Consider the following 24541-nt stretch of genomic DNA (forward strand, 5'->3'; position numbering starts at 1 on the left):
GAGAAAAGAGGGCGAAGGCCCGGCAGGGCTAGAGACTGCGCGCTGGAAGGTCGAGCCTTTGTGCGCCGGCCGGGCCGTGTGTATCCGAAAAGTCGCGACTCAATCGCCGTCGTGCCAAGGCTCGTTCCAGTCGTCGTCCTCGAGGCGGTGCGGACTGGGACGGCCTTCGACGAGACCGATGAGTTGCTGGGCGATGCCGGTCCAGGTGAAGAGGCTGCGGGCCTTGTGGGCGCCCATGCGCTTCATGCGGTTGCGCAGCTGCGGGTAGCGCAGCGCCTTCATCATGGTGATGCCAAGGTCCTCGGCGTCGAAGGTGTCGGCTACGAGCGCATGGCGGCCGTAGCTGAGCGCACGGAAGAGACCGCCATGAACGGTCACCACCGTGGGGGTGCCGCAGGCCATGGCCTCGATGGCGGTCATGCCGAAGGGTTCGTAGCGACTCGACAGCACGAAAAGGTCGGCGGCGCGATAATAGTCGGGCAGGTCCTCGTCGGAGATGAAGCCGCCAAATTTAACCCGCTTCTGGAGGCCAAGGTCCTTCACCCGGTCTTTGATGTCGGCGAGGATCTTGCGCTCCTGTTTGTCCATCTTCTTGCCGCCGACGGCGAGGCGCAGCTCGACATCGGGGATGCGTTTGGCGGTGATGGCGAAGGCTTCGACCAGCAGGTCGTAACCCTTGTTGGTGGCGAGGCGACCGAGGGCCACGACCGTGGGTTTCTTGAATCCGAAACGTTTGCGGATGCTCATGCGCGTGGCTTCGGAAACCGGGAAAAAGCGATTGTCGTCGTAACCCGGCGGGATCATCGCGGCGCGGCTGCGCAGGACGCCATAGTCGCTGATGATCATGTCGAGCTGGGGCGGGGTCGTGGCCAGCACCACATCGCAGTTGTTGTAGAGAATGGTCTCTTCGCGGATGCGCACGGAAAAGTTGAACTCCTTTTCGAAGGTGTCGGCCTTGTCCGGGTAGTCCTTCTCCATGCGGTTCTTTTTCCAGATACCCAAGGAGTGCGGCGTATGCACGTGCGGCACCTGCATGGCATCGGCCAGGCGCTGGCCGGCGATGCCGCCGTCCCAATAGTGGCTGTTGATGAATTCGTAACGCAGCTGGTGGCGCTTGATAAAGCGCCGGGCGTTCTCGGCCCACTCCATGAGGTGCTCGTGCAGGTATTCCTTCGGAATAAAGTCGTCGCCGCCGCAGGGCATGCGGATGACGCGCACGCGACCGCTCACCACATCGATCTGAGGCTGGCCCTCGAAACGGCGGGTCCAGACATCGACGTCATAGCCGAGTTGGCCGAGTTTCTTGGCCAGCTCCAACACGTAAACCACCTGGCCGCCGGTATCGGCGGCACCCAGGGGTGGATTGGCGGCGACGTATCCGTGGGTGGATACCATCGCGATGCGCGGTCGTTTCGGATCTACAGTAATCGCGGACATAGGCTTTATGGTAGGGTTAAACCACCATCTTGGCCAATGGTTCGCGTAAATCGTTCTTCTGTTAGCGTCTTACTGGGACGGATACGACGACATCAGAGCAAGTCGCCCTGGTCGGCGAAGCCGGTGAGGCCGATGGCCTGGTAGGCTTTGGCCGTGAGCACGCGGCCCTGCGGGGTGCGCTGCAGGTAGCCTTCCTGGATAAGGAAGGGTTCGTGCACTTCTTCCAGGGTATCAGCTTCCTCGCCGACGGCGATGGCGACCGTGCCAAGGCCGACGGGGCCGCCTTTGTAGTTCTCGGCCATCACCCGCATAACGCGTTTGTCCATCTCATCGAGGCCACGGGCGTCGATCTCCAGCAACTCGAGGGCCTTCTCGGCCACGGGTTTGGTGATTTTTCCGTCGGCGCGTTCCTGGGCGAAGTCGCGGACAAAATTGATGAGATTGTTGGCGATGCGCGGCGTGCCACGGGAGCGGGTGGCGATCTCGCGGGACCCGGCTTCGTCAATCTCCACGCCGAGCAGGCCGCAGGAGCGACGCACGATCCCCATGAGGGTGTCGGTGCCGTAGTAGTCGAGGCGCGTCTGCAACGTGAAGCGCGAGCGCAACGGCGCGGTGAGCAGGCCGGCGCGGGTGGTGGCGCCGACGAGGGTGAAGCGCGGGATGGAGAGACGGACGCTGCGGGCGTTGGGCCCCTGGTCGATCATGATGTCGAGGCGGAAGTCCTCCATCGCGGTGTAGAGGTATTCCTCGACCGTCTTGGGGATGCGGTGAATCTCGTCGATGAAGAGCAAGTCGCCTTCCTCCAAGCTGGTGAGCAGGCCGGCGAGGTCCGAAGCTTTCTCCACCACGGGCCCGGAGGTCACGCGCACGTTCTTGCCGAGCTCGTATCCAAGAATAAAGGACAACGTGGTCTTGCCCAGACCGGGCGGGCCGCTGAGCAGAATGTGGTTGAGGGCGTCGCCGCGGCGGCGGGCGGCGCCGACCATGACCTGCAGGCGTTCGACGGTCTTCGGCTGACCGGTAAAGTCGGCGAAGGAGAGCGGGCGCAGTGCGGCCTCGGCGGCGGTTTCGGGCGCGTTGAGGGTCGAGGCGAGGTAGTCGGTGCCTTTGGGCTGGTCGGGCATGGGCAAGCTATCGGTGTTTGGCCAAGGGCAGTCAGCTCGATTCAGCCGCGCCACTCGAGTTGGGCGCCGAGGGAGTTGAGATTTTCAACGAAGCGGGGGTGGGCGCGTTTGATGATCTCGGCGTGGCGGACGATGCTCTGGCCGGGAATCGAGGCGGCGACCATGGTGAGCGCGACGGCGGCACGGATGACGTAGGGTGAGTCGACCACGGCGGGACGCAGCGGGCGGCCGCCGAAGACGATAAGGCGGTGCGGGTCACTGACGACGGCGTGGGCGCCGAACTTCGCCAGCTCGGGGATCCAGGAGAAGCCGTTTTCGTAGACCTTGTTCCAGAAGTGGATCGTGCCGCTGGCGTGCGTGCTGAGCGCGATCATGAGCGGCAGTAGGTCCACGGAAAAGTAGGGCCACGGAGCGGCTTCGATCTTGGGCAGCAGGTTGCTGGTGTGCGGCTGCTGGATGCGCAGCGATTGGTCGCGGTCGACGATGGCGGTCTTGCCCTCGTGACGCACGGTCACGCCGAGGCGGGCGAAGGCGCGGGTGATGAGGTCGAAGTGTTGCGGCACGGAGTTTTCGACCCGGATCTCGCCGCCGGTGATGGCGCCGAGGGCGAGAAAGGTGACGACCTCGTGGTAGTCGGTGCCGATCGTGATGTCGGCGCCGTGCAGTTTTTCCACGCCGGTGATGGTGAGGCGGCTGGTGCCAAGGCCCTCGATCTGTGCGCCCATGGCGATGAGGGCGCCGACGAGGTCCTGCACGTGGGGTTCACTGGCGGCATTGATCAGTTCGGAACGGCCCTCGGCGAGCGCGGCGGCCATGGCGAAGTTTTCCGTGACGGTGACCGACATGTAGTCGAGCCAGGTGCGGGCGGCCGCGAAGCGTTTGCCGGGCAGGGCGATGGTGAGCGGTTCGGTGCCGGAGATGTCCGCACCGAGGGCGGCGAGGATGTCGAGGTGCGGATCGATTTCGCGCACGCCGAGCGAGCAGCCCTTGGTGTTGGAGCGCACCGTGATGCGGCCGAGGCGGTGCAGCAGGGCGGGGTAGAGCAGGACGGTGGAGCGCATGTCCTGCGGCAACTCGTCGTCGGTGAGCTGCGGGGCGAAACCGGCGTGGTCGATCTGCATCACCCCGGTGGCGCGGTCCCAAGCGATCTTGGAGCCATGGGTGGTGAAGAAATTGACCAGCTTGTTGAGGTCGGTGATGTCCGGCACGTTGCGCAGGGTCACCGGCTCGTCGGTGAGCAGGGTGGCGCAGAAGATGGGCAGAACGGAATTCTTGTTGCCGGAAGGGGTGATGGTGCCGCTGAGCGGCTGGCCGCCTTGGACGATGAGGTCGGACATGGAAGGAGAGGGAAAAGTGAAAGAGAGAGTGAAAGGGGAGGAGACGGGCGCTGGAAAGGGAAGAGTGGGAAAATGGGGCGCAAAAAAAAGCGCCCGTCGGGAAGGACGGGCGCTGAAGGTTGGAACGGTAAACGTGGTTTACTCGGAAGCGGGGCGGCTGCCGGAGTCGCCGTTGCGACGACGTCCGCGGCCATTGCCACCGCGGCCGCCACGACGACGGCGACGACGGTTGCCGCCTTCGCCATCGGAGCCTTGGCTCTGGCCATCACCGCCGCGGGAGCGGGGGTTGCCACCGGCTTCACCCTGGGCGCCTTCGGGGCGGTTGCCCCGGCCGCGACCCCGACCACGTCCGCGGCCACGACCGCCACGGTTGCCGTCGCGGTTGTTGGAGCGGGACTTCTTGGGCTGCTCCTTGGTCTCGGATTCGCCACCGCCGAAGAGGTTCTTGATCCAGCCGAAGAGGCCGCCGGACTTGGCGGACGACTCAATCGTGGGCTTGGGCACATCGACTTCAACGGGCTTGGGGGCGCGAGGGCGACGCTCGCCACGCTCGCGGTTGCCGGAGCGATCGTTGCGATCGCCGCGTGAACCACGCTCGCCGCGTTCACCGCGGTCGTTGCGCTCGCCGCGCTCGCGACGGTTGCTGGGCTTGAAGGCCGGGCGACCGTCGGCGGAAGCGGAACCCTCCGGAAAGCACGGGGCTTCCCAACTCGAAGTCGGTTGGCGGATCTGCTTGGGCGGCAGGATTTCGAGCTCGGCCTTTTCCTCGACCGGGGCGGGGGCCTCGGCTTGAGGGGCGGGGGTGCTTTCCTGTTTGGCGGGGGCGGAGGGTTGCTCCGCAGGAGCCTCGGTCTCGGTTGAGACGGGTTCCGGTTTGGCCGTTTCCGGTTTGGCCTGGACCGCCGCGGGGGCGGCGGGGGCCGGCGTCGCGACCGGAGCCGGGGCGGCGACCTCGGGGGTCGGCTCGGGCTCGGGAGCGAACGGGTTTTTATACTCCGAGGCGGTGGTCACGATTTGGACCGCGGTGGGCTGGTAGTCGCCAGCGGGGGCTTCGGAGTCAGCGGCCGGCGCCGATTTGGCGGGCTTGCGTTTGCCGCGGGCGAGACCGGAGCCGCGGCCGGAGCCGAACGCAAAGGCGGTCTCGGCGGCGGGGGCTTGGGTCTGCTCGCTGGGCGTCTCGGCGGGAGCGGCGGCCGGGTTGGCGGCGCTCTCGGAGCCGGACGGGTTGTTGTCTGACATGTTGTTGTTTATGTTTAGGTTAAACCGCGCTCACTCCGTCGGGAGGGCCGCGGGACAAACGCTCTGGCGGAGGCCGGAGTGGCACTCGACGCGAGCGATAAGTGGCGCAAAGTCAGCAGGGCGGGGCCTGAGGGCAATTCTTTAATGCGGCGGCGGGAAAGGCACTTGCGCTCGGAAAACGGCCGCGCAGCCTCCGGTTTCATGGACAAGCTCGAAGAGATTTTCCGCATGCAGGAAGCCCTGAACGCGCGCATCGGCGTGGAATTGCCGCCGGCGAGCGACGAGGAAAAGGCCAAGTGGATCCTCAACTACACGCGGGCCATGCAGCAGGAAACGGCCGAGCTGATCGACAGCGTGCCGTGGAAGTGGTGGGCGAAATACCAGAAGTTTGACGAGCAGAACGCCAAGGTGGAGGTCGTCGACCTGTTCCACTTTCTCGTCTCGCTGGCGCAGACCCTCGGCATGACGGCGGAGGATGTTTACCAGGCCTACTTGAAGAAGAACGCGGTGAATCACCAACGCCAGGAGACCGGCTACACGGTCAAGGACGAGGACGATTCGAAGCACATCTAGGCCGCGCTGGCGGCGCTGAAATCCCAACGTTCCAAATCCCAAGGAGGACGCATGAAGGGTGTCGGTGATCGGTTGGACCTTTCGTTTGAGGTGCAGGTGGCGAGTGGAATCGGCGTGAAGCCGCCGCCGGTGCCTTTTGCCTCGCTCGTGACCGGGCCGACGGTGGTGTCGATTTTCATGCGCACCAACACGGGGTCCTGCGACAAGCAGAACCATGCGCTGGTGGCCGATGCGGCGAAGATTCGCGAGCGAGGTTACCACCTCATGGCCCTCTCTCGGGATCGCGTGGGGGCCCTGTCGCGTTACGCCGAAAAACTCGGGATCGACTACACCTTGGTGAGCGACCCCAAGGACAAATTTGGCGAGGCGGCGGATGCCATCGTGGAGAAGAAAATGTGTGGGCACGTGTTTGACGGCCCGCAACGCTCGGCGTGGGTGATCGACGCGCAGGGTTTGGTGCTGGCGGTGATTGAGAAAGTCGAGGCGGCGCGCCACGGCGAGCAGGTGCTGGCCACGCTCGATACCTTGTGAGCACCGCGCGTAAGCGGGACGTGAAAGGCAAATCTGTGGCAACGTGTCGCTTGCGAGCGCGACGTCGGTTCGCCTAGCGTGGCGGCGTGACGACTCCGACGATCAAAGACATCCGCGCCGCCGCCGCTGCCCGTCGCTCGCGACGCGTGCGCAACCGCCGTTGGTTGATCGGCGCCGCTGTGGCGCTGGTCGTGCTGGTCGCATTGTCGTGGTGGGTCGTTCCGGCCGTGCTGCGCGGGCAGATCGAACAACGTGGCAGCGAGGCGCTCACCCGCGCGGTGACGGTTGAGAAGGTCGCGTTCAACCCGATCGGGCTGGTGGTGACGGTCGACGGCTTGGTGGTGGCGGAGACGAGTGGCGATACCTGGCTGCGCTGGGATCGGCTGCGCGTGAACCTCCGGCTGTGGTCGCTGCTGCGCGGGCGGCTCGGTTTTGATGCGATCGAGCTCGATGGATTTGATGGGCGGGTGGCGGTCGACGCGAACGGCGACCTGAATTTTGGCGACCTGCTCGCCGGTGATGAAACGGCCGCGACCGAGTCGGATGAAGGGCCGATGGTGATCGAAATCGGCTCACTGGTGGTGGCCGACGCCCGTATCGACTTTTCGGATGCGAGCCGCGCCCGCCCCTTTGCCACCACCTTGGGGCCGGTGAGTTTTCAGCTGGAGGGATTCCACACCGTGGGCGATCCCAATGCGCCGTATGATTTTGTGGCGACGACCGAGGCCGGCGAGCGGCTGAGTTGGAAGGGTCAACTTTCGGCGACGCCGTTGCGGTCGGAGGGCACCCTCGAGTTGAGCGGGGTGCAGCTGGCGAAATACGCGCCCTACACCGGCGAGTTCACGACGGCGGAGATCCGCTCCGGCACGCTGGACCTGAGCACGGCTTATGCGGTGGCGATGCGGGAATCCGGTCTGGAGCTGACCCTGAGTGAGGGCGCCCTGACCTTGAGCGAGGTGGCGGTGGCGCAGCCGGGCGCGGCTGATTCGGCGCTGGCGGCGACGCAGATTGGGGTGAGCGGCTTGAGCCTGGATTGGGCGACGCAGCAACTCGAGATCGGCGAGTTGAACTGGGACGGGGGGCAGGTGAATCTGGTGCGCGACGGCGCCGGCATTGATTTGGTGAGGCTTTTGAGTTCGCCAGCGGGATCGGCGGAACCGGCGGCGGACGCAACGCCCGGGCTGCGGGTGAAGCTGGGCAAAGTGAGCGTCGGCAACCTGGCCGCGACCTGGCGGGACGAGACGCTGGCGGCTCCCGCGGTCGTGGCGGTGGAGCGCATCGGCGTGAGCGTCGATGACTTGGACCTCAGTGATCTGGCCCGGGTGGTGCGCGTGGGCGGCTCGATCGTGTTGGCCGACGGTGGCGGTGGCGTGCAGTTTGGCGGCGAGGCCGGCTTGGTGCCGTTCCAGCCGGCATTGGAAGTCAAAGTTGAGGGGCTCGCGACGCGCGTGGCCTCCGCCTACCTGCAGGACGCCGCGGATCTGGTGGTGACGGATGGCAGCCTTTCCGTAGCGGGTTCACTGGGGCATGCGAACGGCGATCTGGTGTTTCGGGGCGATCTCGGGGTGGCGGGTTTGCGGCTCCTCAACGCGACGGGCGATGCGCTGGCGGCGTGGGAAAACCTGCGCATCGCCGGCGTGAGTGCGGTGGCGAGTTCACCGCTGGCTTTGGATGTGGCGGAGGTGCGTTGGGTGCGACCGGATCTCGCGGTGGCGATCGGCGCGGACGGTTCGCTCAACTGGGCGGGGCGGGCACCGACGGAGGCCGAACTGGAGGTCGCGATGCCGGCCCCCGTGACGGCGACGGCGCCGGCGGCGCCGGTGATCCGGGTCAACCGGGTCGAGCTGGTCGAGGCGCGGGTGGACTTTCGTGATGGTTCGCTGGTGCTGCCGGCCGGCGCGGTGCTGACCGATCTCTCGGGCGAGATGACCGGGCTGTCCTCGGTGGAGCTCGCCAAGGGCAAAGCGGAGTTGCGCGGCAAGGCCAATGGCTCGGCGGCGGTGGCGATCACCGGTGACTTCAATCCCCTGGGCCGACCGGCCTTCACGGACCTGCAGGTGAAGTTTGACCGGGTGGACCTGTCGCCACTCGGCGGATACATCGGCCACTACGCCGGTTTCGCGCTGCAGCGGGGCCGGGTGTCGGTCGACGTCGATTTCAAGTTGAAGGACCGCCGGATCGACAGCGAGACGGTGGTGACGCTCGACGATTTTGAGCTCGGGCGGAAAGTGCAGAGTCCGGATGCAACCAAGCTTCCGGTGGGGCTCGCGCTCAAACTGCTGCGCGACGTGAACGGTCAGATTGTGATCGATCTGCCGGTGCGGGGCAGCCTGGACGACCCGGAGTTCAAGGTGGGTCGCGTGGTGTGGCGGGTGATCACCAACCTGTTGACCAAGGCCGCGACCGCGCCGTTTGCGATGTTGGGCGCGCTGGTGGGCGGCGGCGACGGCGCCCAAGACCTCGACCAACTTGGTTTTGCCCCGGCGAGTGCCGAGCTTTCGGCCAGCGCGGTGGAGAAGTTGGACAAGCTGGCGGAGGCGCTGGCGGCGCGGCCGGCGCTGCAACTCAGTTTACAGGGGCAGTATGCTGCGGCCGCGGACGCGGCGGCGTGGCGCCCGATCGTATTGGAAAATCGTCTACGCGAGCGGGCGGGAGCCGGCCAGTGGGCGGCCGAGACGGGCTGGGCCGCGGGCGCGCGCGAGCGGGCGTTGGTGGCGCAGTATGTGGATATTTTTGGTGAACCGCCGGTGGATTCGGCGGCGACGCTCGCGGCGGTTGCCGCGGCGGCGGAGGCGCAGGGAGATTCGCTCACCGTGACGGCGCCACCGGCCCAATCACCGGCGGGGTCGGAGAATGATGAGACTTTGATCGGACTCCTGCGCCGGTGGTTTGGCGGCGCCCGCGCGTCGACGGCGGCGGAGTCGGCTGAAGCGGTTCAGGAGCCGGCCGCGGCGATGGAAGCGGCGCCGGTGCTCACCTTGTTGCCGCCGGAAGTCATCGAAGCGCGTTTGCTCGAGGCGGTGGAGATCGAGCCGGCGCAGTTGCGTGAGTTGGCTTTGGCGCGGGCGGCGGCGGTCCAAGCGCACCTGATCGAGGCGGGCGTGACCGCCGCTCGTTTGACCGGAGTTGAACCGGTTGCAGGCGAAGCGCAGGTCAAGTTCGAGCTGCGCTGAGGCCGGTGCTCAGTCGCTCTTGTTGAGCCAGTCGTAGCGGGCGTAGATCGCGGCGAGGGCCTGCTCACTTTCCTCTCGGATCTGACGGAGGGTGGCTTCGCGAAACTCAGGATCGGGCGCCTCCAAGGGATCGTGGAGTTTTTTGATGGTGTCGACCACGCCCATGAGGGCGAGCGATCCGGTTGAGCCTTTGAGTTTGTGGAGCAGGCGACGCGTGGCGACGTGGTCGTCCGGCGAGAGCTCGTCGACCTGGGCGAGCAGGGCGGCCATATCGGCCTGGTAGGTGCGGATGATGCGGCGCAACACCTCGGGGTTCTCGGCGGCGCTCGTGAAGGTGAGAATGGATTCGAAGCTGTCCCAATCGACCAGGTGGTCGCCTGGCGTCGAGTCGGTGGAGGTGGGTTCCGGGGGAGTCATGTTGGAGGCCAGACTTTGTCGGGCGGCTGCGGCGTCGAGGCAAGAAGCCTGACGCAAAAGTTCAGTGAGGGTGGAGAAGGTGACGGGCTTGGCGACATATTCGTCCATGCCGGACTCGATACAGCGTTCGCGATCGCCGTGGGTGGCGTTGGCGGTGACGGCGACGAGCTTGGGCGGCGCCCAGTCGGGTGACCATACCCGGCGCACCCAGCGGGCGACGCCAAAACCATCGACGATGGGCATCTGGATGTCGACGAGGGCGATATCGTAGGGTTTGGCCGCCAACATTTCGATCGCGACCTGGCCATTGACGGCGAAGTCGGCGGTGATGCCGAGTTGGTCGAGCATCGTTTTGATCACGTCGCGATTGACCGGGTGGTCTTCGGCCACGAGCACGCGGATCTCCGATTTTTCGTCGCCGGCAGGACGCGCGCCGGCGAAGGGTGGTTTGGAGGCGGGCGTCAGCGGGCGTCCCGCCCGGCGATGCAGATCGACGACGTTGATGAGGTCGCGGCGGCGGATCGGTGCGGAGAGTTGGTTGTCGTAGGGCGAAACCTGGCCGGACTCCGGCGGCGCGGCCTGGATGCCGAGGCAGACCAAAGGCGCGTGATCCTTGGTGAGAGCGGCGGCGAGTTGGCGCGCGGCGTCGCAGGCGCTGGCGCGAAAGGCCCGAGGGAAGATCACCGTGGCGGGGTCCTTCCGGTCGCGGGCGAAAGCGAGAACGTCCTCGAGTGTCTCGCAAGGGAGCAGCGTGGTGTCGGTCTGGTCGAGGGCGTTGGTGAGCGCGGAGAGGTCGTGGGCGTCGGGTTGGAAGACGGGCAGGGTGACGTCGAGCGAGACCTTGTGGTCGGTGTAGCGGCGGCGTTCGCCGTCGGCGGGCGGCAGACTGACCGTGACGATGAACGTGCTGCCGGCGCCCTCGGTGCTGCGGACCTCGATGTCGCCGTGCATGGCGCGGGCGAGTTCGCGGCTGATGGCGAGGCCGAGGCCGGTGCCGCCGTGGACACGGGTGTTCGTGCTGTCGAGCTGGCTGAAGCGATTGAAGAGGGCGCCGAGCCGATCGGCCGGAATGCCGGGGCCGGTGTCCTCGACGGTGAACTCCCAGCGGTCGCGATCGAGGGTGCGGGTGGAGAGGCGCACGAAGCCGGTCTGGGTGAACTTGAGAGCGTTGCCGACAAGGTTGGTCAGGATTTGGCGGAGGCGCAGGGCGTCGCCGATGACCCAGGGGGGGTGGCCGCCGTCGTCGAACTCGTGGTGCAGGGCGATTTCCTTTTCGGTGGCGAGGCGGGAGAAGTGTTCGAGGGCCTGCTCGGTGGCGCGCCGCAATTCGAAGGGCAGGAGCTCGAGCTCGAGGCGGCCGGCTTCGATGCGGGAGAAGTCGAGCACGTCGCTGATGAGGCCGAGGAGCTGCTCGGCGGAGGTGCGCATGGAGCTGACCCAGTCGCGTTGCGAGGGGTTGAGCGAGGAGCGGTCGAGGATGGTGGCGAAGCCGATGACGGAGTTGAGCGGGGTGCGCAGCTCGTGGTTCATGGTGGCGAGGAACTCGCTCTTGGCCTGGTTGGCGCGGGCGGCGGATTCGGCGGCCTCGCGCAGGCGTTCCTCGTATTGATGGCGATGGGTGACGTCGCGATCGAAGCCGAGCGCGCGCTCGGCGGGTCCGTGCACGGTGCGCAGCTCGACGGTGTTGGACTCGATCCAGCGCCAGGAGCCGTCGCGGTGGCGGGCGCGGAATTCGCGGCGGCGGAACTTGCGACCGGGGGAGAGGAGCTCGATGGCGTCGGCGCGCAGTTGTTCGAGGTCGTCGGGTTCGATGAGTTGTTCGAAGGCGTGGCGGTCGGCGGGGTCGGCGGGCGGCTCGTGACCGAGCATCTGCCACCAACGGTCGGAGCGGTAGAATTGATCCCGGGTGTAGTCGGCGTCCCAGAAACCATCGGGACTGGTTTCGATGATGGTGCGCAGGCGTTCCTCCGCGGCGGCGAGGCGTTCACTGCGCTGCTCGCGCACGATGCAGGAGGCGAAGGCGTTGGTGATGGAGCGCAGGGCGGAGCGGATTTCGCCGCGGGCGACAAGGTTGCTGTCGGGAAACACGGTCACGATGGAGCCGTAGAGTTGGCCGTTGACCTCGATGTTTTCGGCGAAGGCCCACGGGGCGGAGTAGGTGCCGGGCACGATGTCGGGCCAGGGGGCGCCGAGGTCGTTGAGGTTTCCCTCGATGCTTTGGCTGCGGGACAGCGCGCCCTGCCAGGCGGGGGGAAGTTCGGAGAGGGCGTGCCAGTGGCTGGAGCTGTTGCCGTGGTGGGCGGGTTCCGAGGCGACGCGGCGGAACCCAAGCACACCGTTGCGCTGGCTGAAAACCCAGAACGAGGCGTGCAACAGGTTGAGCCGTCGCTGCATTTTGCGGGTGAGCCAAGCGGCCACATCGTGTGGTGCGGTGGTTTGCAGGAGTTGTTGCGAGTGCTCGGCGTTGATCTCGAGCAGGATGTCGCGTTGCCACACCCGCACCACGCCCTGGAGGTAGCCGGCGATGCAGCCGTAGACGATCAGTGCGACGAGAAACACGATCGAATCGGTCACGATCATCGAGTCGCCCAGACTCGCGTCGAGCAGCGGCAGAGGCGCGAGCAGACCCACGAAGGCGATGACGAGATCTTCCTCGGGGTCGAGCACCGGCGCCAGCGCGACGTGCCAACGCTCGCCGTCCTCCAGATCGGTGAAGCTTTCGACCACCGAGCGCCGGGCTTGGGCGAACTGGGCGTAGGTCGTGGCCGAAGCCATCGCGGGCACCGGCGTCTTGGTCGGAGACACCGCGCGGCTGAGAAACGCGCGACCCGGGTCCGGGCCCGGCAAGAGAAACGCGCCGGTCACCGGTGCGGAGCTGGAACACATGGCCTCCAGGTTGGCCCGCAGGCGGGTGGAGGGTCGCCGCTGGTCGAGCGCTTCGGTGATTTGGGCCGGATCGAGCAAGTGGGCAAAGGCTTCGACCCGGCTGCGCAGGTCCTCGTCGCGGCTGCGCAGTCCCTGCTCCCGCACCTGCGCCATTGCGATCCAACCCAGCCCCTGACAACCGACTATGGCCACCACCATGCTCCAGTGCAGGAAATGTCCCTGGCGCCGCAGGTCGCGGAGGCTGGCCAACACCAGCCAGACCAGGGCGATGATCGCCAGGGCGGTTGGGACCAGCCGGTCGAGCGAGCCGGTTTGTTTGTCCTGCAAGACGGGCACCACAAAGGACAAAACGAAGTGCACCACCTGGCAGACGCGCACTTTCACGGACCAGGTTTCAACGATCGGCCGGAAACGGCGGTGTTGCCGGAAGGCGACGAACAAGAGCACGCCGGCGACGGTGAGCGCGATGGGCCGCAGCCACGTGAGCGCGATTTCGCCGGCCGGTGAATAAAACGCGGTCCAGCGCACGATTTCGGTGAGCACCACCGTGGCCTGATACAGGCCGAGCGGCAGGAAGCGGCGTTCCGGCGCACCGCGCGGAATGAGGCCAAAATACCACGCTCCCAATCCGGCTGCGGTCACGGCGTGCGCGATGACCAAAAAACGGGATAGGAGGAAGGGATCGAACATGCCGGACTAGTCGGGGCGAAAGACCGGCTAGAATGTTTGGCACGCCTTACGCATGTCGATGGCAAAGACCTGTTTGGATGAGTGCACAACTACGTAGGAGGCCGTTCGAAGGTCCCCTTAGCGAAGTGCGAAATCGACAGGGGGAAGCGGTTGATCTGAGGATCAGGTCATGGACTGCCGAGCCGCTTGCGCGGCGTGTTGCATCGCGCCTTCGATTTCCTCGCCCATTCCCGGCATGCCGCACGGCAAGCCGGCGGGGATCCCGTGCGTGCAACTCGACGACGACTTGCGGTGCCGGCTGTTCGGCCGCCCTGAGCGGCCGCTGGTCTGCGCGAGCTTGCGGCCGTCGGTTGAGATGTGCGGCGCCTCGCGCGAAGAGGCCTTGGATTATCTGCAACGGCTTGAGTCCGCGACAAATCCCTGAATCGCTTGCCCCATGGCCAAAGCCGACGAACCGAAAGTGATTTTTTCCATGATCGGCGTCTCGAAGAAGATCGAGCGCAAGGAGATCCTCCGCGACATCTCGCTGTCGTTTTATTACGGCGCGAAGATCGGCGTGCTCGGCCTCAATGGTGCCGGCAAATCCTCGCTCATGCGCATCCTCGCGGGACGCGATCAGGAAATCGAGGGCCGCGTGCATTTCGACGAGGGTTATACCGTCGGCCTGCTCGAACAGGAACCGCAACTCACCGCCGGCAGCACGGTGCGCGCCTGCGTCGAGGAAGGCGTCAAAGCGCTCACCGATTTGGTTGAGGCCTACGACGCGACGTGGGACGAGATCAACGACGCGGCCGACGACGCCGCGCGCGACGCCATCATGGAACGACAGGGGGAGTTGCAGGAGAAGATCGACGCCCTCGACGCCTGGGACCTCGCGCCGCAGGTCGAGATGGCGATGGATGCCCTGCGTTGCCCAGCCGGCGAAACCATCGTCGACACCCTTTCCGGCGGTGAGCGCCGCCGCGTTGCGCTGGCGCGGCTGCTCCTGCAGAAGCCCGATGTGCTCCTGCTCGACGAGCCGACCAATCATCTCGACGCCGAGAGTGTGCATTGGCTCGAGCAACACCTCGCGCGCTACGCCGGCACGGTCATCGCCGTGACGCACGATCGCTACTTTCTCGACAACGTCGCGGGCTGGATCCTTGAGCTCGACCGCGGTCACGGCATCCCTTGGCAGGGCAACTACTCCGGTTGGCTCGAGCAGAAACAACGCCGCCTGCAGATCGAGCAACGCACCGAGGACCGCCGCCAGAAGGCGATGAAGCGCGAGCTGGAGTGGATCCGCCAATCCGCCCGTGCCCGCCAAGCCAAGGGGCAGGCCCGCATCAACGCCTACGAAGCCATGCTCAAGGAGGACGTGGCGGAGAAGGAGCGGGAATTCGAGATCGTGGTCCCGCCCGGCCCGCGCCTCGGCGACCTCGTGGTCGAGGCCAAGGGCGTGCGCAAAGCCTTCGGCGAGAAACTGCTCTTCGACGGTCTCGAGTTCAACCTGCCGCCCGGCGGCATCGTGGGTGTGGTGGGGCCCAACGGCGCGGGCAAGACGACGTTGTTTCGGATGATTCTCGGCGACGAGAAGCCGGACGCCGGCACCCTGCGCGTGGGCCCGACGGTGCAGATCGCGCACGTCGATCAGTCGCGCGATTCGCTGCCCGATGGGCAGACGATTTACGAAGCGATCAGCGGCGGCGAGGAAACGCTCTCACTCGGCAACCGCGATGTGAACGCCCGCGCCTATTGCGCCCAGTTTGGTTTTACCGGCGCCGACCAGCAGAAAAAGGTCGGCGTGCTTTCCGGCGGTGAGCGCAACCGCGTGCACCTCGCTCGCCTGCTCAAGCGCGGCGCTAATCTCATCCTGCTCGACGAGCCGACCAACGACCTCGACGTGAACTCGATTCGCGCGCTCGAAGAGGGTCTCGAAACCTTCGCCGGTTGCGCCGTCGTCGTGTCCCACGATCGCTGGTTTCTCGATCGCACCGCCACGCACATCCTCGCCTTTGAAGGCGACTCCGAGGTGGTGTGGTATCGCGGCAACTACAGCGCCTACCTTGAGGACTTCCGCCGCCGGAAAGGCCAGGATGCCGAGCGGCCGCACCGCATCAAATACCGCAAACTCGCCCGATGAGCGCGCCCGAGGAGATTGCGCCGCCTGCGCCCGCCGAAGAGCGGGTGTTTTGGCCCGCACCGATGCCCCCGCGTCCGCCGATGCCGGCGCACTTCCAGGCGAGTTTCTATTGGCCGACAATCTTCAAGGAGCATCCGGCGATGGGCATCTCGCTCACCTACGCGATCCTCACGCTGGCCGGCGCCGGTTACGCCGGGTTCTACTTTTGGATCCTCGAGGTGAACTTTTTGCAGCTCACCGATGCGGCCGACTTTCTGGTGATGGTGTTTCAGCACCCGCTGGTGCCGGTGCTGCTCCTGTTGCCGTTCCCCCTCTTCAGCGCCTACATGGCGCTCAGCTATCGGGTCATGTGGTGGGCGCGCTGGCGCTTCCCGCGCCTTGGGGCCAAGTTGCCCGATCCCGCTGGTCCACCCAAATACGGAGCGCGGGTGCAGCGGGTGATGGGTTACCTGTTCTTCTCCCTCTACGCGGTCGCGGGGCTGGAGTTTTACGCCTTGGGTGGCGCGATCAAAGTGCGCAACGGCGAGGGCCAGCGCATCGTGCTGGAGATCCGGCCCTCGGCGCGTTCGGAGTCGATGGACTTCACGGCCAAGGAGGTGCTGCTGCTCGGCACCACGACGCGCTTCACCATCGTCTATGATCCCGACGAACACCGGGCCTGGTCCCTGCCGCACGATTCCATTGCCCGCATCCTGCATCCGGTCCGTAGGACGGCCGATGCCGAGGACGGCGACGTCGAGGACGGGGTCGAAGTGGGGGCTCCGGTTGAAAACCCGCCGGACTCCGCCGAGAGTCCGGGGACATGACCTCGATCACGAAAGCGGAGTCCATCATTCTCGGCGGCGGTTGCTTCTGGTGCACCGAAGCCGCCTACAAGATGTTGCCCGGCGTGCTGTCCGTGGAAAGCGGATACGCCGGCGGTCACGATCCGGCGCCGACCTACGAGGCGGTGTGCGGGGGTAAGACCGGGCATGCCGAGGTGGTGCGGGTGAGCTACGATCCCGACGTGGTGCCGCTCAAGGACGTGCTGGCACTGTTCTGGCGTATCCACGATCCGACGACGCTCAACCGCCAGGGGGCCGACGTGGGCACGCAATACCGTTCCATCATCCTCACCACCGACGATGCCCAGCGGGCCGCCGCCGAGGCCTCGCGGGCAGCGGCGCAGGCGGACTGGGGTGGAGGCATCGTGACGACGATCGAGCCGTTGCAACAGTTCTTCCCCGCGGAAGCTTACCATCAGGATTACTACGAGCGAAACCCGCACCAAGGTTACTGCCAGATGGTCATCCGCCCGAAGCTGGAGAAGCTCCGCGGCAAGCTCTAGTGGCGGCTGCAGACTGTCACGTAATACGTGACAGTTGGTTGTGGCGGGGGAGAGCGGTCTGGACATCGCGCCCGGGTTTCCTGACCGTGCAGGGGTCCCCTCTGGCCGGGGTGCAAAGCTTTCACTCCGCATGCGAAATTCACGAATTTTGGGCGCGGTGTTGGTCTGGGGACTGGCACTGCTGACATTGGGGGGCGGCGCGTTGCGGGCGGCCGCCGCCGAAACGAGTCCGCTCATCGTGGCCTTCGATGATCGTGTGCCTTCCCCGCGATTGGCGGCGGCCTTTACGGGCCTGAGTTCCGCCGATGCGGACGAGCAGGAGCGGGCCCGACAGGAACTGGTCGCGGCGGCGTCTGGGGGGGAGGCGCTGGCGATGCACTGGCTCGGGCAAGCGCTGCGTTGGGGCTGGTGGGGCTTTGCACCGGACCGGCCGCGGGCCCGGCAATGGACGCAGTTGGCGGCGGAGGTGGGCCTGTTTGCGGCCCAGACGGAGCTCGGCTTGGATTACCTTGCAGGGTGGGGTGGTCCGGCGGACAACGCGTCCGCAGCCGCATTGTTTTTGCGCGCTTTGGGAGAAGTCCCCGACCCGGAGCTCGTCCGGCGCGACCAAAAGAAGGAGTCGCGCGATGACCGCGAGGTGACTCCGGACGAAGTTGCGGCGCGTGCCCGGGCGCACTGGGGCTTGGGTTGGGTCGCCCAAGTGGCGCGTCGTCCGGAAGAGTCAGCCGGACATTTTCTGACGGCCCATGAACTCGGACTGGATGTGGCGACGGCAGAGGTGGCTGTGGGGCGTTATTTCGGTCTGGGGGAACGACCGGATGCGGTGGCGGCGCGGGAGGCGTGGGCGGAGCGTGATTCGCGTTGGCTACAGTTGGTGGGGGCGCCGAGTTTTGCCGGTGCGCCGGTGGTGACCACGGAGATGGTGCGGGCCGCGGCCAAGGAACGGGAGGAAGCCGTGCACCAAGCCGTGGCCGCGATCTGGGCGCACTTGCGTCACCCGCTCGTGCGGATCGAGCGTAGCGTGAATGAGAATCGGGCGGAGGAATTGCAGTGGCTGCGGCGCGCGGCGGAGGCGGGGCATCGCTGGGCGGTTGCGCAACGCGGTTTGTTGGAAGCGGCGGGCGCCCGGGATGCCGCGACCGGAACGGCGGCGGTGGCCATCTGGCAAAAGGAGGTGGACGAACAAAGTTGGCCGCAGGTGCAGGCGCTCACGAACCTGGCGATTGCCCTGCAACGAGGTTGGGGGGCGGCGGCGGATACCGCGGCAGCCCAGGCCTTGGCGACGCCTCATCGCGATCGGAGTTGGGGGCTCGAATTGGTGGCCCGGGGGGTCGAAGTCGAGGGCTGGATGGACACCGAGACCGAGGAGCGGTGGCTGCGGGAATGGGCCGAGAATCGCAAAGACGCCGAAGCGCAGCTTCGTTGGGGCGTCGCCTGGGAAGAGGGCATCTGGGCGGAAGCCGACGACAGTCGGGCGCGTTACTGGCTGGATGCGGCGTATCGCCAGGGCTCGCTGGAAGCCGGCCATCGTTTGGCCGCGGCGAAACTAGGCATACATTCCTGGGCCTCCCGGTTTCAGATGGAGGACCTGTTCAACGAAGGTTCGGCCATACTCCGGGCGGTGGCGGACCAAGGATATGTGCCCGCGCAGTTGTGGCTCGGCGAGCGACTTTATCGCGGGTTGGGGAAGGACAGCAGTTGGGAAGAGGCAGTCCAGTGGTTGCAACGGGTGCTGGAGACGGAACCGGGCAACGGTCTCGCGCTGGCCCACCTCGGCCGCCTTTACTACCGGTGGTCAATGCAGGCCAGTTCCCAAAAACGGGCGGGGCGCGCGGCGGCGTTTGCGGAGCAGGCGGAGTTCTATGCGCGCAAGGCGATCGCCGCCGGGGAAATGTCGGCCAACGAGTTGCTGGGCGTGCTGTTGCTCAACCGGGATGAAGTGCCCGATCGCGCCGTGGTTGAACCGCTGTTACGACGGGCGGCGGACGCAGGCGTGCGCGACGCGCAGTTCTCGTTGGGCAAATTGCTCGAACGCACGGCCGAGCATAAGGCCGATTATGAGGCGGCGCTGTTTTATTACCGCTTGGCGGCCAGCAACCGTGTCGTCGGGGCCTTGGCCCGTTGTCTCTCGCTCAAGACTCGGAACTTGGTCGGCGAGCCGACGGTGGCCTGGGAATTGACCATGGCGCAGCGCCTGCTTGAGGCAGGGGACTGGTCGTTGGGTCCGGTGGTCGGCGACTACTATATGCGCGCCGGCCTCTACCAAAAAGCGTTCGCCCTGTGGACGGATCTGCACGAGGCCGACGGAGGCCTGTGGAAGGCGACAGCCAGCGAGCGGCTCAGTCGCTGCTACGAACAGGGCCTGGGCGTGAAACCCAATCCGCGGAAGGGGCGTAAGTGTTTGGAGGAGGCCGCGGAACTGGGCGATGCCTTGGCGCGGCTGCGTCTGGCGCATCGTTTGCTCAAGGAAGAAAACGTGGAGGAAGGCGTGATGATGATGCACCGCGCTGCCCTGGGTTCGGCCGACGCCGCCTATTCGCTCGGGCAGATGTATTATTTTGGTCAATACGTGGAAACCGACTTGGTGAAGGCGGCGGATTTCATGTTGCGCGCGTCGTTGGAGAATCACGCCGGCGCGCTGTATTTCCTCGCGGCGATGGCGGCCAAAGGCGATGCGGGCGCGCCGAGTTTGGCGGAGGGCATCGACTACGCCGAGCGGGCCCAGACCCTGGGCCAAGCCCGGGCGGCCGACGTGCTTGAAATCCTGCAGCGGCGGCAGGCGGAGGCCGAAACCGAGACCCCGGTGGGAGCGCCGTGAGGTGGCCCCGGAGGAGTTTGTCACGTTCTACGTGACAAGTTCGGCGGTGAGCTCGGCGCTGGTGGTGAGCTGGGCTTTGCCGATCATGCGTTTGATGATCAACAGACCGCCGCTGTGCAGCGGCTCGCCGGCGGTGCTGCCGACGAGATCGGTGATCACGACCGGCCGGATGCCGAGGGCCATGAGGTCACCGACGGTCCGCAGGACACACAGGTCCGTGTCGACGCCGACGACATGTGCGGTCGTGACGCCGAGAGACTGAAGCTGGGCTCCGACTTCCGAAGTGATGAGGCCAAACCCCGTCTTATCCACCACGGTGGTGCGCGCGGACGGACGACCGCTGAGATCGACGGCGAGGGCTGACGCGGGATCGGTGGCGGCGGCCGGGAGATAACCTTTCCAGCGATGCATCGGGCTGCCTGCCGCGGGCAGCAGGCGGCTGGCGAAGACCCAGTCGAAGTTCGGCAGCAGGGCGTTGATGCCGGCCGGCAGGTGTTGGGTGTGCTCGCCGACAAATTGATTTTGCATGTCGACGACCAGCAGGCAGGTCGGAACGGAAGGGGCGGCGGACATGGCGACGGGCGGGATGGGGCTTGGAGTAGGCAGTCGCGGCGCTAGGACTGGTGCATGCAACGTCCGTCGGTGTCCATTGTCATGCCCACGCGCAACGCCGCGCGCTCGCTCCAGACAGCGTTGGACTCGTTGAGCGGGCAAACGTATTCGGACTGGGAGGCGCTGGTGATCGACGATGGTTCGACGGACGCATCCGCCGAGATGGTGCAAGATGTCGCGCTTGAGGACCCGCGTTTTCGTCTGTTGCGTCCGGCGGTGCGACCAGGATTGGTGGGGGCGCTCAACCTGGGTCTGGCGGAGGCGCGGGCACCGTTGATCGCGCGGATGGATGCCGACGATGTCATGCATCCGGAGCGGCTCGCGCGCCAGGTGGCGCGGATGCAGGCGAAACCGGAACTGGGTCTGGTCGCCTGCCGCGTGACGTTTGGTGGCGACCGAGCGGCCCAGGCCGGCTACGCGGCGCACGTCGATTGGCTCAATGCCCTTGTCACTCCGGAGCAGATTCGACGGGGCCGCTTTGTGGAGTCGCCGTTGGCGCACCCGAGCGTGATGTTTCGGCGCGAGCTTGTGTCACAATACGGTGGATACCGCGACGGGCCTTGGCCCGAAGACTACGAGCTGTGGCTGCGGTGGCTGGACGCCGGGGTGGCGATGGCCAAGGTGCCGGAAGTGCTGCTGGATTGGCGGGACTCGCCGGGGCGGGCGTCGCGGGTCGAGGCGCGTTATGGCGTCGAGGCGTTTTATGCGATCAAGGCGCGATATCTCGCGGCCGAGCTGGCACGTAGTGCTGACGGTCGGGCGGTGTGGGTGGCCGGGGCGGGCAGGCCGACGCGCAAACGTGCGGCGAGGCTGGAGGAGCACGGCGTGGTGATCGTCGGATATTGTGACGTCGATCCCCGCAAGATTGGCGGGCACGTGGCGGAGCGACCGGTGGTGAAGCTGACCGCGTTGCCTGGAGCAGGAGAGGCCGTTGTGCTCGGTTATGTCGCGAACCGGGGGGCGCGGGAAATGATTCGGGCCGAGCTATCGGCGCAGGGGCGCAGCGAGGGAAAGGATTTTTGGCTCTGCGCGTAGGAGTGGCTTGCTCGGGCGGGTGCGGGTTCCGCGTCGGGGTGAAGACGCCGAGGGAGTATTGAGGCAGCTTGGGGCTGTGTTCTGCAAGGTGTGTCCGATTTGGGGGGCTCAATGTCCGATTCGGTCCGTCTCCCGACCGGTCTAGGGCGGATTTGTCCTCGCGTCGCATCTGACCCCGCCTTCTTTGTTTCGAACCTCGACCCTGTCCCCGCTTTTATGACTCCCGCCAGTTCCCCTTCCTCCGGCCGTGTTGCCGTCGCGGTGGTGGAGGATGATCCGCACTTCTGCCTGTTCCTCGAGTCGATGCTCGAGGCGAGTCCGCGCCATCGTTTGGTGGCGTCGGCGGGATCGGCGGCGGAAGCGTTGGCGTGGCCGGCTGAGGTGAAGCCCCACGTGATGCTCGTGGATGTCGGCTTGCCGGACCAGTCGGGCGCCGAATTGGTGGCGGAGTTGGTAGCCCGGCATCCGCGTTCGCTGGTGCTGATGCTCACGGCGGAAACCGATGCCGCGACGGTGTTGCGGGCGATCCAAGGCGGCGCGGTTGGTTATGTCGTCAAGGGTGGTCGCGAAGAGGACATCCTGGCGGCGATCGACGACGCCCTGGCGGGTGGCGCGCCGATGTCGCCGTCGATCGCGCGCAAAGTGCTGGGATTGATGCGCGGCAACGCGGCCACCAAACCAACGGGTGGCGACCTCGCCATTTTGACCGAACGGGAAGTCGATCTATTGGAACGGGTGGCGTCCGGCGCGGGTGACAAGGAGATCGCCGACGCGATGGGCTTGTCGCGTTCGACGGTGAAGAACGCGTTGCTCGTCATCTACCAAAAGTGGCGGGTGCGCTCGCGCACCGAGGCCGCGGTGAAGTTCACGCGGTTGAAGGACGGACGCGCCTGATGGACGTGCAGGGACATCAAGCGACCTGGCAGCGGGAGTCACGGCGGCTGCGCTTTTCCGATCCGGACTGGGAGGAGCGCTTCCGGACGGAGCGAATCACGCAGAGTCAGACCCGTTCAAGGGTGATGCTGGTGGTCGCGATGTTTGCGGTGGTGGCGATGGGTTGGGGGGACGTGATCGCGAACGCCGAGACCTTTCCTGAGTTTGTGAGCATCTCCCTCGCGCATCGCTTCTTCTACGTCGTGCCGATGTGGATGCTGATGTTGATCTCGACCGGATGGCCGGGGCATCAACGACGGGCGGGGTGGCTTAATCCGGCCGGCACGGTGGTGGTGATGTGGGCGATCGCCCTGCTGAAGTGGCGGCACGGTTTGATGTTCCGTGATGCCTACGTCGCGTCGAACGTGATCGCGGATATCGTGCCCATCATGCTGCTCAGTGCGGTTGGGTTGCCGATGCTGTTTCGGGCCACGCTGGCCATGATTGTGGTCGGTTGCGCCGGTGTTGTGGGTATGTTCGTCGTGTTCGACTATTTGCTGCCGGGCACCAATGCCCCCGTGGTCCTGGGGGGAAGTTTGTTTGGCACGGGTGTCGTGGTGGCCGCGTTGGCCTGGAATCGGGAGGCGAGTGAACGGCGAGAATTTGCCCAACGCGAAATCATGGCGGAGCTGAACCGCGAGCTGGCCCGCCTCAATGCGGAGAAGAACGAATTCATGGCGGCGGCGGCGCACGACCTGCGTTCGCCCTTGGCGGCGGTGCGCGGACTGGCCTCACAAATGCGACTCGGCCGCATGGCCGATCCGGAGCGGCAGGCCAAGGCGCTGAGTGCGATCGACGACCTGAGCGGTCGCATGCTGGAGGTCGTGAACAACTATCTGGGCGAACATGCGCTGGAGTCGGGCACCCTGCCGGTGCGCTTGGAGCAGGTGGACCTGCGCAAAGTGATCACGGAGGCGGCGGCGCGCCACGGCCCGGCGGCGGCGACCAAGGAGCAGCAGGTGCTCGCGCCGGCCGGAGCTCCCCTATGGGCACGGGCCGACGCATCGTTGCTGGGGCAGGTGTTGGACAATTTTTTGAGTAATGCGCTCAAGTTCAGTCCACGCGGCGCGACGGTCCGCCTGGCCCTGGAGCAGGCGGGCGATCGCGTGCGGGTCGAGGTGATTGACACCGGCCCCGGTGTTTCGCCTGAGGATCGTGGCAAGTTGTTCCGCAAATACAGTTCGACGAGCGCGCGCCCGACCGGGGGCGAAAGCAGTCACGGTATCGGTCTCGCGGTCACGAAGCGCGTCGCCGAAGCGATGGGCGGTGAGGTCGGTTGCGACTCCGAGCCGGGGGCGGGTGCGACCTTCTGGTTGGCGCTGCCGGTGCGGTGAAATCGCGCCGCGCGTTTACGAGTTCAGTTTCCGTTTTTCCAGCTCCGCGTGCAGCGCGCGGTGCCGCGTCGATTTTTTCAGCAACAGATAGATCAGGACCAAGGGGATCAAGGCAGTGAAGCCCCAGGCGCTGGCGGCGGCGCCGTAGATCAAAACGCCGACCAGAAAGCCGATGAACAAGGCGTCCAGGATGGGGGCCGGTTTGATCTTCCGCGCCTCTTCCAGCAGCTCGGCGTCAGTGAGTTCGGGGATGGGTTTTGCGCTCATGAGAATCGATGTTCCACGCAGGTGAGACGGTTTGCCGTCGAAACGCAATGGATGGGGCGAGATGCCGTTTCGGATCTTTGGCTGGCTCTACTTTGTCGAATCTCATTTGTGCCACGGATTGCACGGATCCACACGAATAAGATGGCGCGTTTCAGCGGCAGAGATCGGTGGTCCTCCGTGCTGTCCACGGGACTATGTTCCGTCGCAGTGGATAGTGCTAGTTGGGTTGGTCGAAGGGTGGCTGGCTGTCGCGGAGGAGACGGAGGACGTCGCGGGCGACTAGGCGAGAGAGCGGAGCGCCGCCGGTGAGGGCGTCGTCGATCGCTGCGAAGACGGCTTTGCGGCCGTCCGATTTGAGCAGGTAACCGACGGCGCCGGCCCGAATGGCGTCGGCGATGCGGTCGTCGTTCCTTTCGCGGGCCAAAATGAGGAAGAGGGTTTCGGGAAATCGGCGGCGGAGTTCGGTGATAAGTTCTTCCCCGGACCCGTCCGGGAGTTGGGTTTCGACCAGCGCGATGTCGGGGACGTGCAAATCGTTCCAGGCCCGGGCTTCGGCCGCGGTGGTGGCGGTATTCAATAAACGGTGACGCGGGCTCGCGTTGAGGCTGGTGGTGAGAAACAGCCGGTAGTGCAGGTCGGGATCGACGAGCGAAACGCGAATGCGAGGGGCGGCGGGCAAGGTTGAA

Annotated in this window: 19 protein-coding genes; 11 read left to right on the forward strand and 8 right to left on the reverse strand. The window is 66.0% G+C overall.

Annotated elements, in window-relative coordinates; translation table 11 throughout:
* Positions 1–99: 99 nt before the first annotated feature.
* The 4 genes from AC0MRV_RS09915 to AC0MRV_RS09930 form a co-directional block, all read right to left on the reverse strand.
* Positions 100–1437 (reverse strand): glycosyltransferase, encoded by a 1338-nt coding sequence (locus tag AC0MRV_RS09915; protein ID WP_472764304.1) that lies wholly within the window; start codon positions 1435–1437, stop codon positions 100–102.
* Positions 1438–1529: 92 nt separating this feature from the next.
* On the reverse strand, positions 1530–2561 hold the full coding sequence (gene ruvB / locus AC0MRV_RS09920) for a Holliday junction branch migration DNA helicase RuvB (protein WP_472764305.1): 1032 nt from the start codon (positions 2559–2561) through the stop codon (positions 1530–1532).
* 41 nt (positions 2562–2602) lie between these two features.
* The gene (locus AC0MRV_RS09925) at positions 2603–3898 is read right to left on the reverse strand and encodes a UDP-N-acetylglucosamine 1-carboxyvinyltransferase (RefSeq protein WP_472764306.1); all 1296 of its coding nucleotides are present in this window, start codon (positions 3896–3898) and stop codon (positions 2603–2605) included.
* A gap of 138 nt (positions 3899–4036) precedes the next feature.
* Entirely contained in the window at positions 4037–5137 is a 1101-nt protein-coding gene (locus AC0MRV_RS09930; protein ID WP_472764307.1) for a hypothetical protein, read from the reverse strand.
* 201 nt (positions 5138–5338) lie between these two features.
* On the opposite strand from AC0MRV_RS09930, the gene AC0MRV_RS09935 reads away from it, so the two are divergent.
* From AC0MRV_RS09935 to AC0MRV_RS09945, 3 genes are all read left to right on the forward strand, one after another.
* On the forward strand, positions 5339–5710 hold the full coding sequence (locus tag AC0MRV_RS09935; protein WP_472764308.1) for a dUTPase: 372 nt from the start codon (positions 5339–5341) through the stop codon (positions 5708–5710).
* 51 nt (positions 5711–5761) lie between these two features.
* Positions 5762–6241: a redoxin domain-containing protein gene (locus AC0MRV_RS09940; protein ID WP_472764309.1), complete on the forward strand. Its 480-nt coding sequence runs from the start codon at positions 5762–5764 to the stop codon at positions 6239–6241.
* An 86-nt stretch (positions 6242–6327) separates the two neighbouring features.
* On the forward strand, positions 6328–9414 hold the full coding sequence (locus AC0MRV_RS09945) for a DUF748 domain-containing protein (protein WP_472764310.1): 3087 nt from the start codon (positions 6328–6330) through the stop codon (positions 9412–9414).
* Positions 9415–9423: 9 nt separating this feature from the next.
* On the opposite strand, the gene AC0MRV_RS09950 is transcribed toward AC0MRV_RS09945, so the two are convergent.
* Entirely contained in the window at positions 9424–13407 is a 3984-nt protein-coding gene (locus AC0MRV_RS09950) for a PAS domain-containing hybrid sensor histidine kinase/response regulator (protein ID WP_472764311.1), read from the reverse strand.
* A gap of 169 nt (positions 13408–13576) precedes the next feature.
* Between AC0MRV_RS09950 and AC0MRV_RS09955 the strand changes: the two genes are divergently transcribed.
* The 5 genes from AC0MRV_RS09955 to AC0MRV_RS09975 all read left to right on the forward strand — a co-directional run bounded on the left by AC0MRV_RS09955 (position 13577) and on the right by AC0MRV_RS09975 (position 19674).
* Positions 13577–13831 (forward strand): YkgJ family cysteine cluster protein, encoded by a 255-nt coding sequence (locus AC0MRV_RS09955; RefSeq protein ID WP_472764312.1) that lies wholly within the window; start codon positions 13577–13579, stop codon positions 13829–13831.
* 12 nt (positions 13832–13843) lie between these two features.
* A complete protein-coding gene (gene ettA / locus AC0MRV_RS09960; RefSeq protein WP_472764313.1) occupies positions 13844–15529 on the forward strand; it encodes an energy-dependent translational throttle protein EttA in 1686 nt (561 codons plus the stop codon).
* Positions 15526–16335, forward strand: a complete 810-nt coding sequence (locus AC0MRV_RS09965; protein ID WP_472764314.1) for a hypothetical protein — start codon at positions 15526–15528, stop codon at positions 16333–16335. Before ettA ends, AC0MRV_RS09965 begins: the two co-directional genes overlap by 4 nt.
* Complete coding sequence (gene msrA, locus AC0MRV_RS09970; RefSeq protein WP_472764316.1) at positions 16332–16856, forward strand: peptide-methionine (S)-S-oxide reductase MsrA; 525 nt, start codon at positions 16332–16334, stop codon at positions 16854–16856. Before AC0MRV_RS09965 ends, msrA begins: the two co-directional genes overlap by 4 nt.
* 130 nt (positions 16857–16986) lie before the next feature.
* Entirely contained in the window at positions 16987–19674 is a 2688-nt protein-coding gene (locus tag AC0MRV_RS09975) for a hypothetical protein (RefSeq protein WP_472764317.1), read from the forward strand.
* Positions 19675–19701: 27 nt separating this feature from the next.
* On the opposite strand, the gene AC0MRV_RS09980 is transcribed toward AC0MRV_RS09975, so the two are convergent.
* Positions 19702–20247, reverse strand: coding sequence for an isochorismatase family protein (locus tag AC0MRV_RS09980; protein WP_472764318.1), 546 nt, complete (start codon positions 20245–20247; stop codon positions 19702–19704).
* Between the two features lie 54 nt (positions 20248–20301).
* Between AC0MRV_RS09980 and AC0MRV_RS09985 the strand changes: the two genes are divergently transcribed.
* The 3 genes from AC0MRV_RS09985 to AC0MRV_RS09995 all read left to right on the forward strand — a co-directional run bounded on the left by AC0MRV_RS09985 (position 20302) and on the right by AC0MRV_RS09995 (position 23588).
* A complete protein-coding gene (locus tag AC0MRV_RS09985; RefSeq protein WP_472764319.1) occupies positions 20302–21321 on the forward strand; it encodes a glycosyltransferase family 2 protein in 1020 nt (339 codons plus the stop codon).
* Between the two features lie 216 nt (positions 21322–21537).
* A complete protein-coding gene (locus AC0MRV_RS09990; RefSeq protein ID WP_472764320.1) occupies positions 21538–22215 on the forward strand; it encodes a response regulator in 678 nt (225 codons plus the stop codon).
* Positions 22216–22220: 5 nt separating this feature from the next.
* Complete coding sequence (locus AC0MRV_RS09995) at positions 22221–23588, forward strand: sensor histidine kinase (RefSeq protein WP_472764321.1); 1368 nt, start codon at positions 22221–22223, stop codon at positions 23586–23588.
* Positions 23589–23603: 15 nt separating this feature from the next.
* On the opposite strand, the gene AC0MRV_RS10000 is transcribed toward AC0MRV_RS09995, so the two are convergent.
* Both AC0MRV_RS10000 and AC0MRV_RS10005 read right to left on the reverse strand, forming a co-directional pair.
* The gene (locus tag AC0MRV_RS10000) at positions 23604–23855 is read right to left on the reverse strand and encodes a hypothetical protein (protein ID WP_472764322.1); all 252 of its coding nucleotides are present in this window, start codon (positions 23853–23855) and stop codon (positions 23604–23606) included.
* A gap of 217 nt (positions 23856–24072) precedes the next feature.
* Positions 24073–24534 carry a response regulator gene (locus AC0MRV_RS10005; RefSeq protein WP_472764323.1) on the reverse strand — a complete coding sequence of 154 codons (462 nt, stop codon included), beginning with the start codon at positions 24532–24534 and terminating at the stop codon, positions 24073–24075.
* Between the last annotated feature and the right edge of the window lie 7 nt (positions 24535–24541).

The organism is Actomonas spartinae (assembly GCF_051209155.1).
Classification (GTDB): Bacteria; Verrucomicrobiota; Verrucomicrobiia; order Opitutales; family Opitutaceae; genus Actomonas.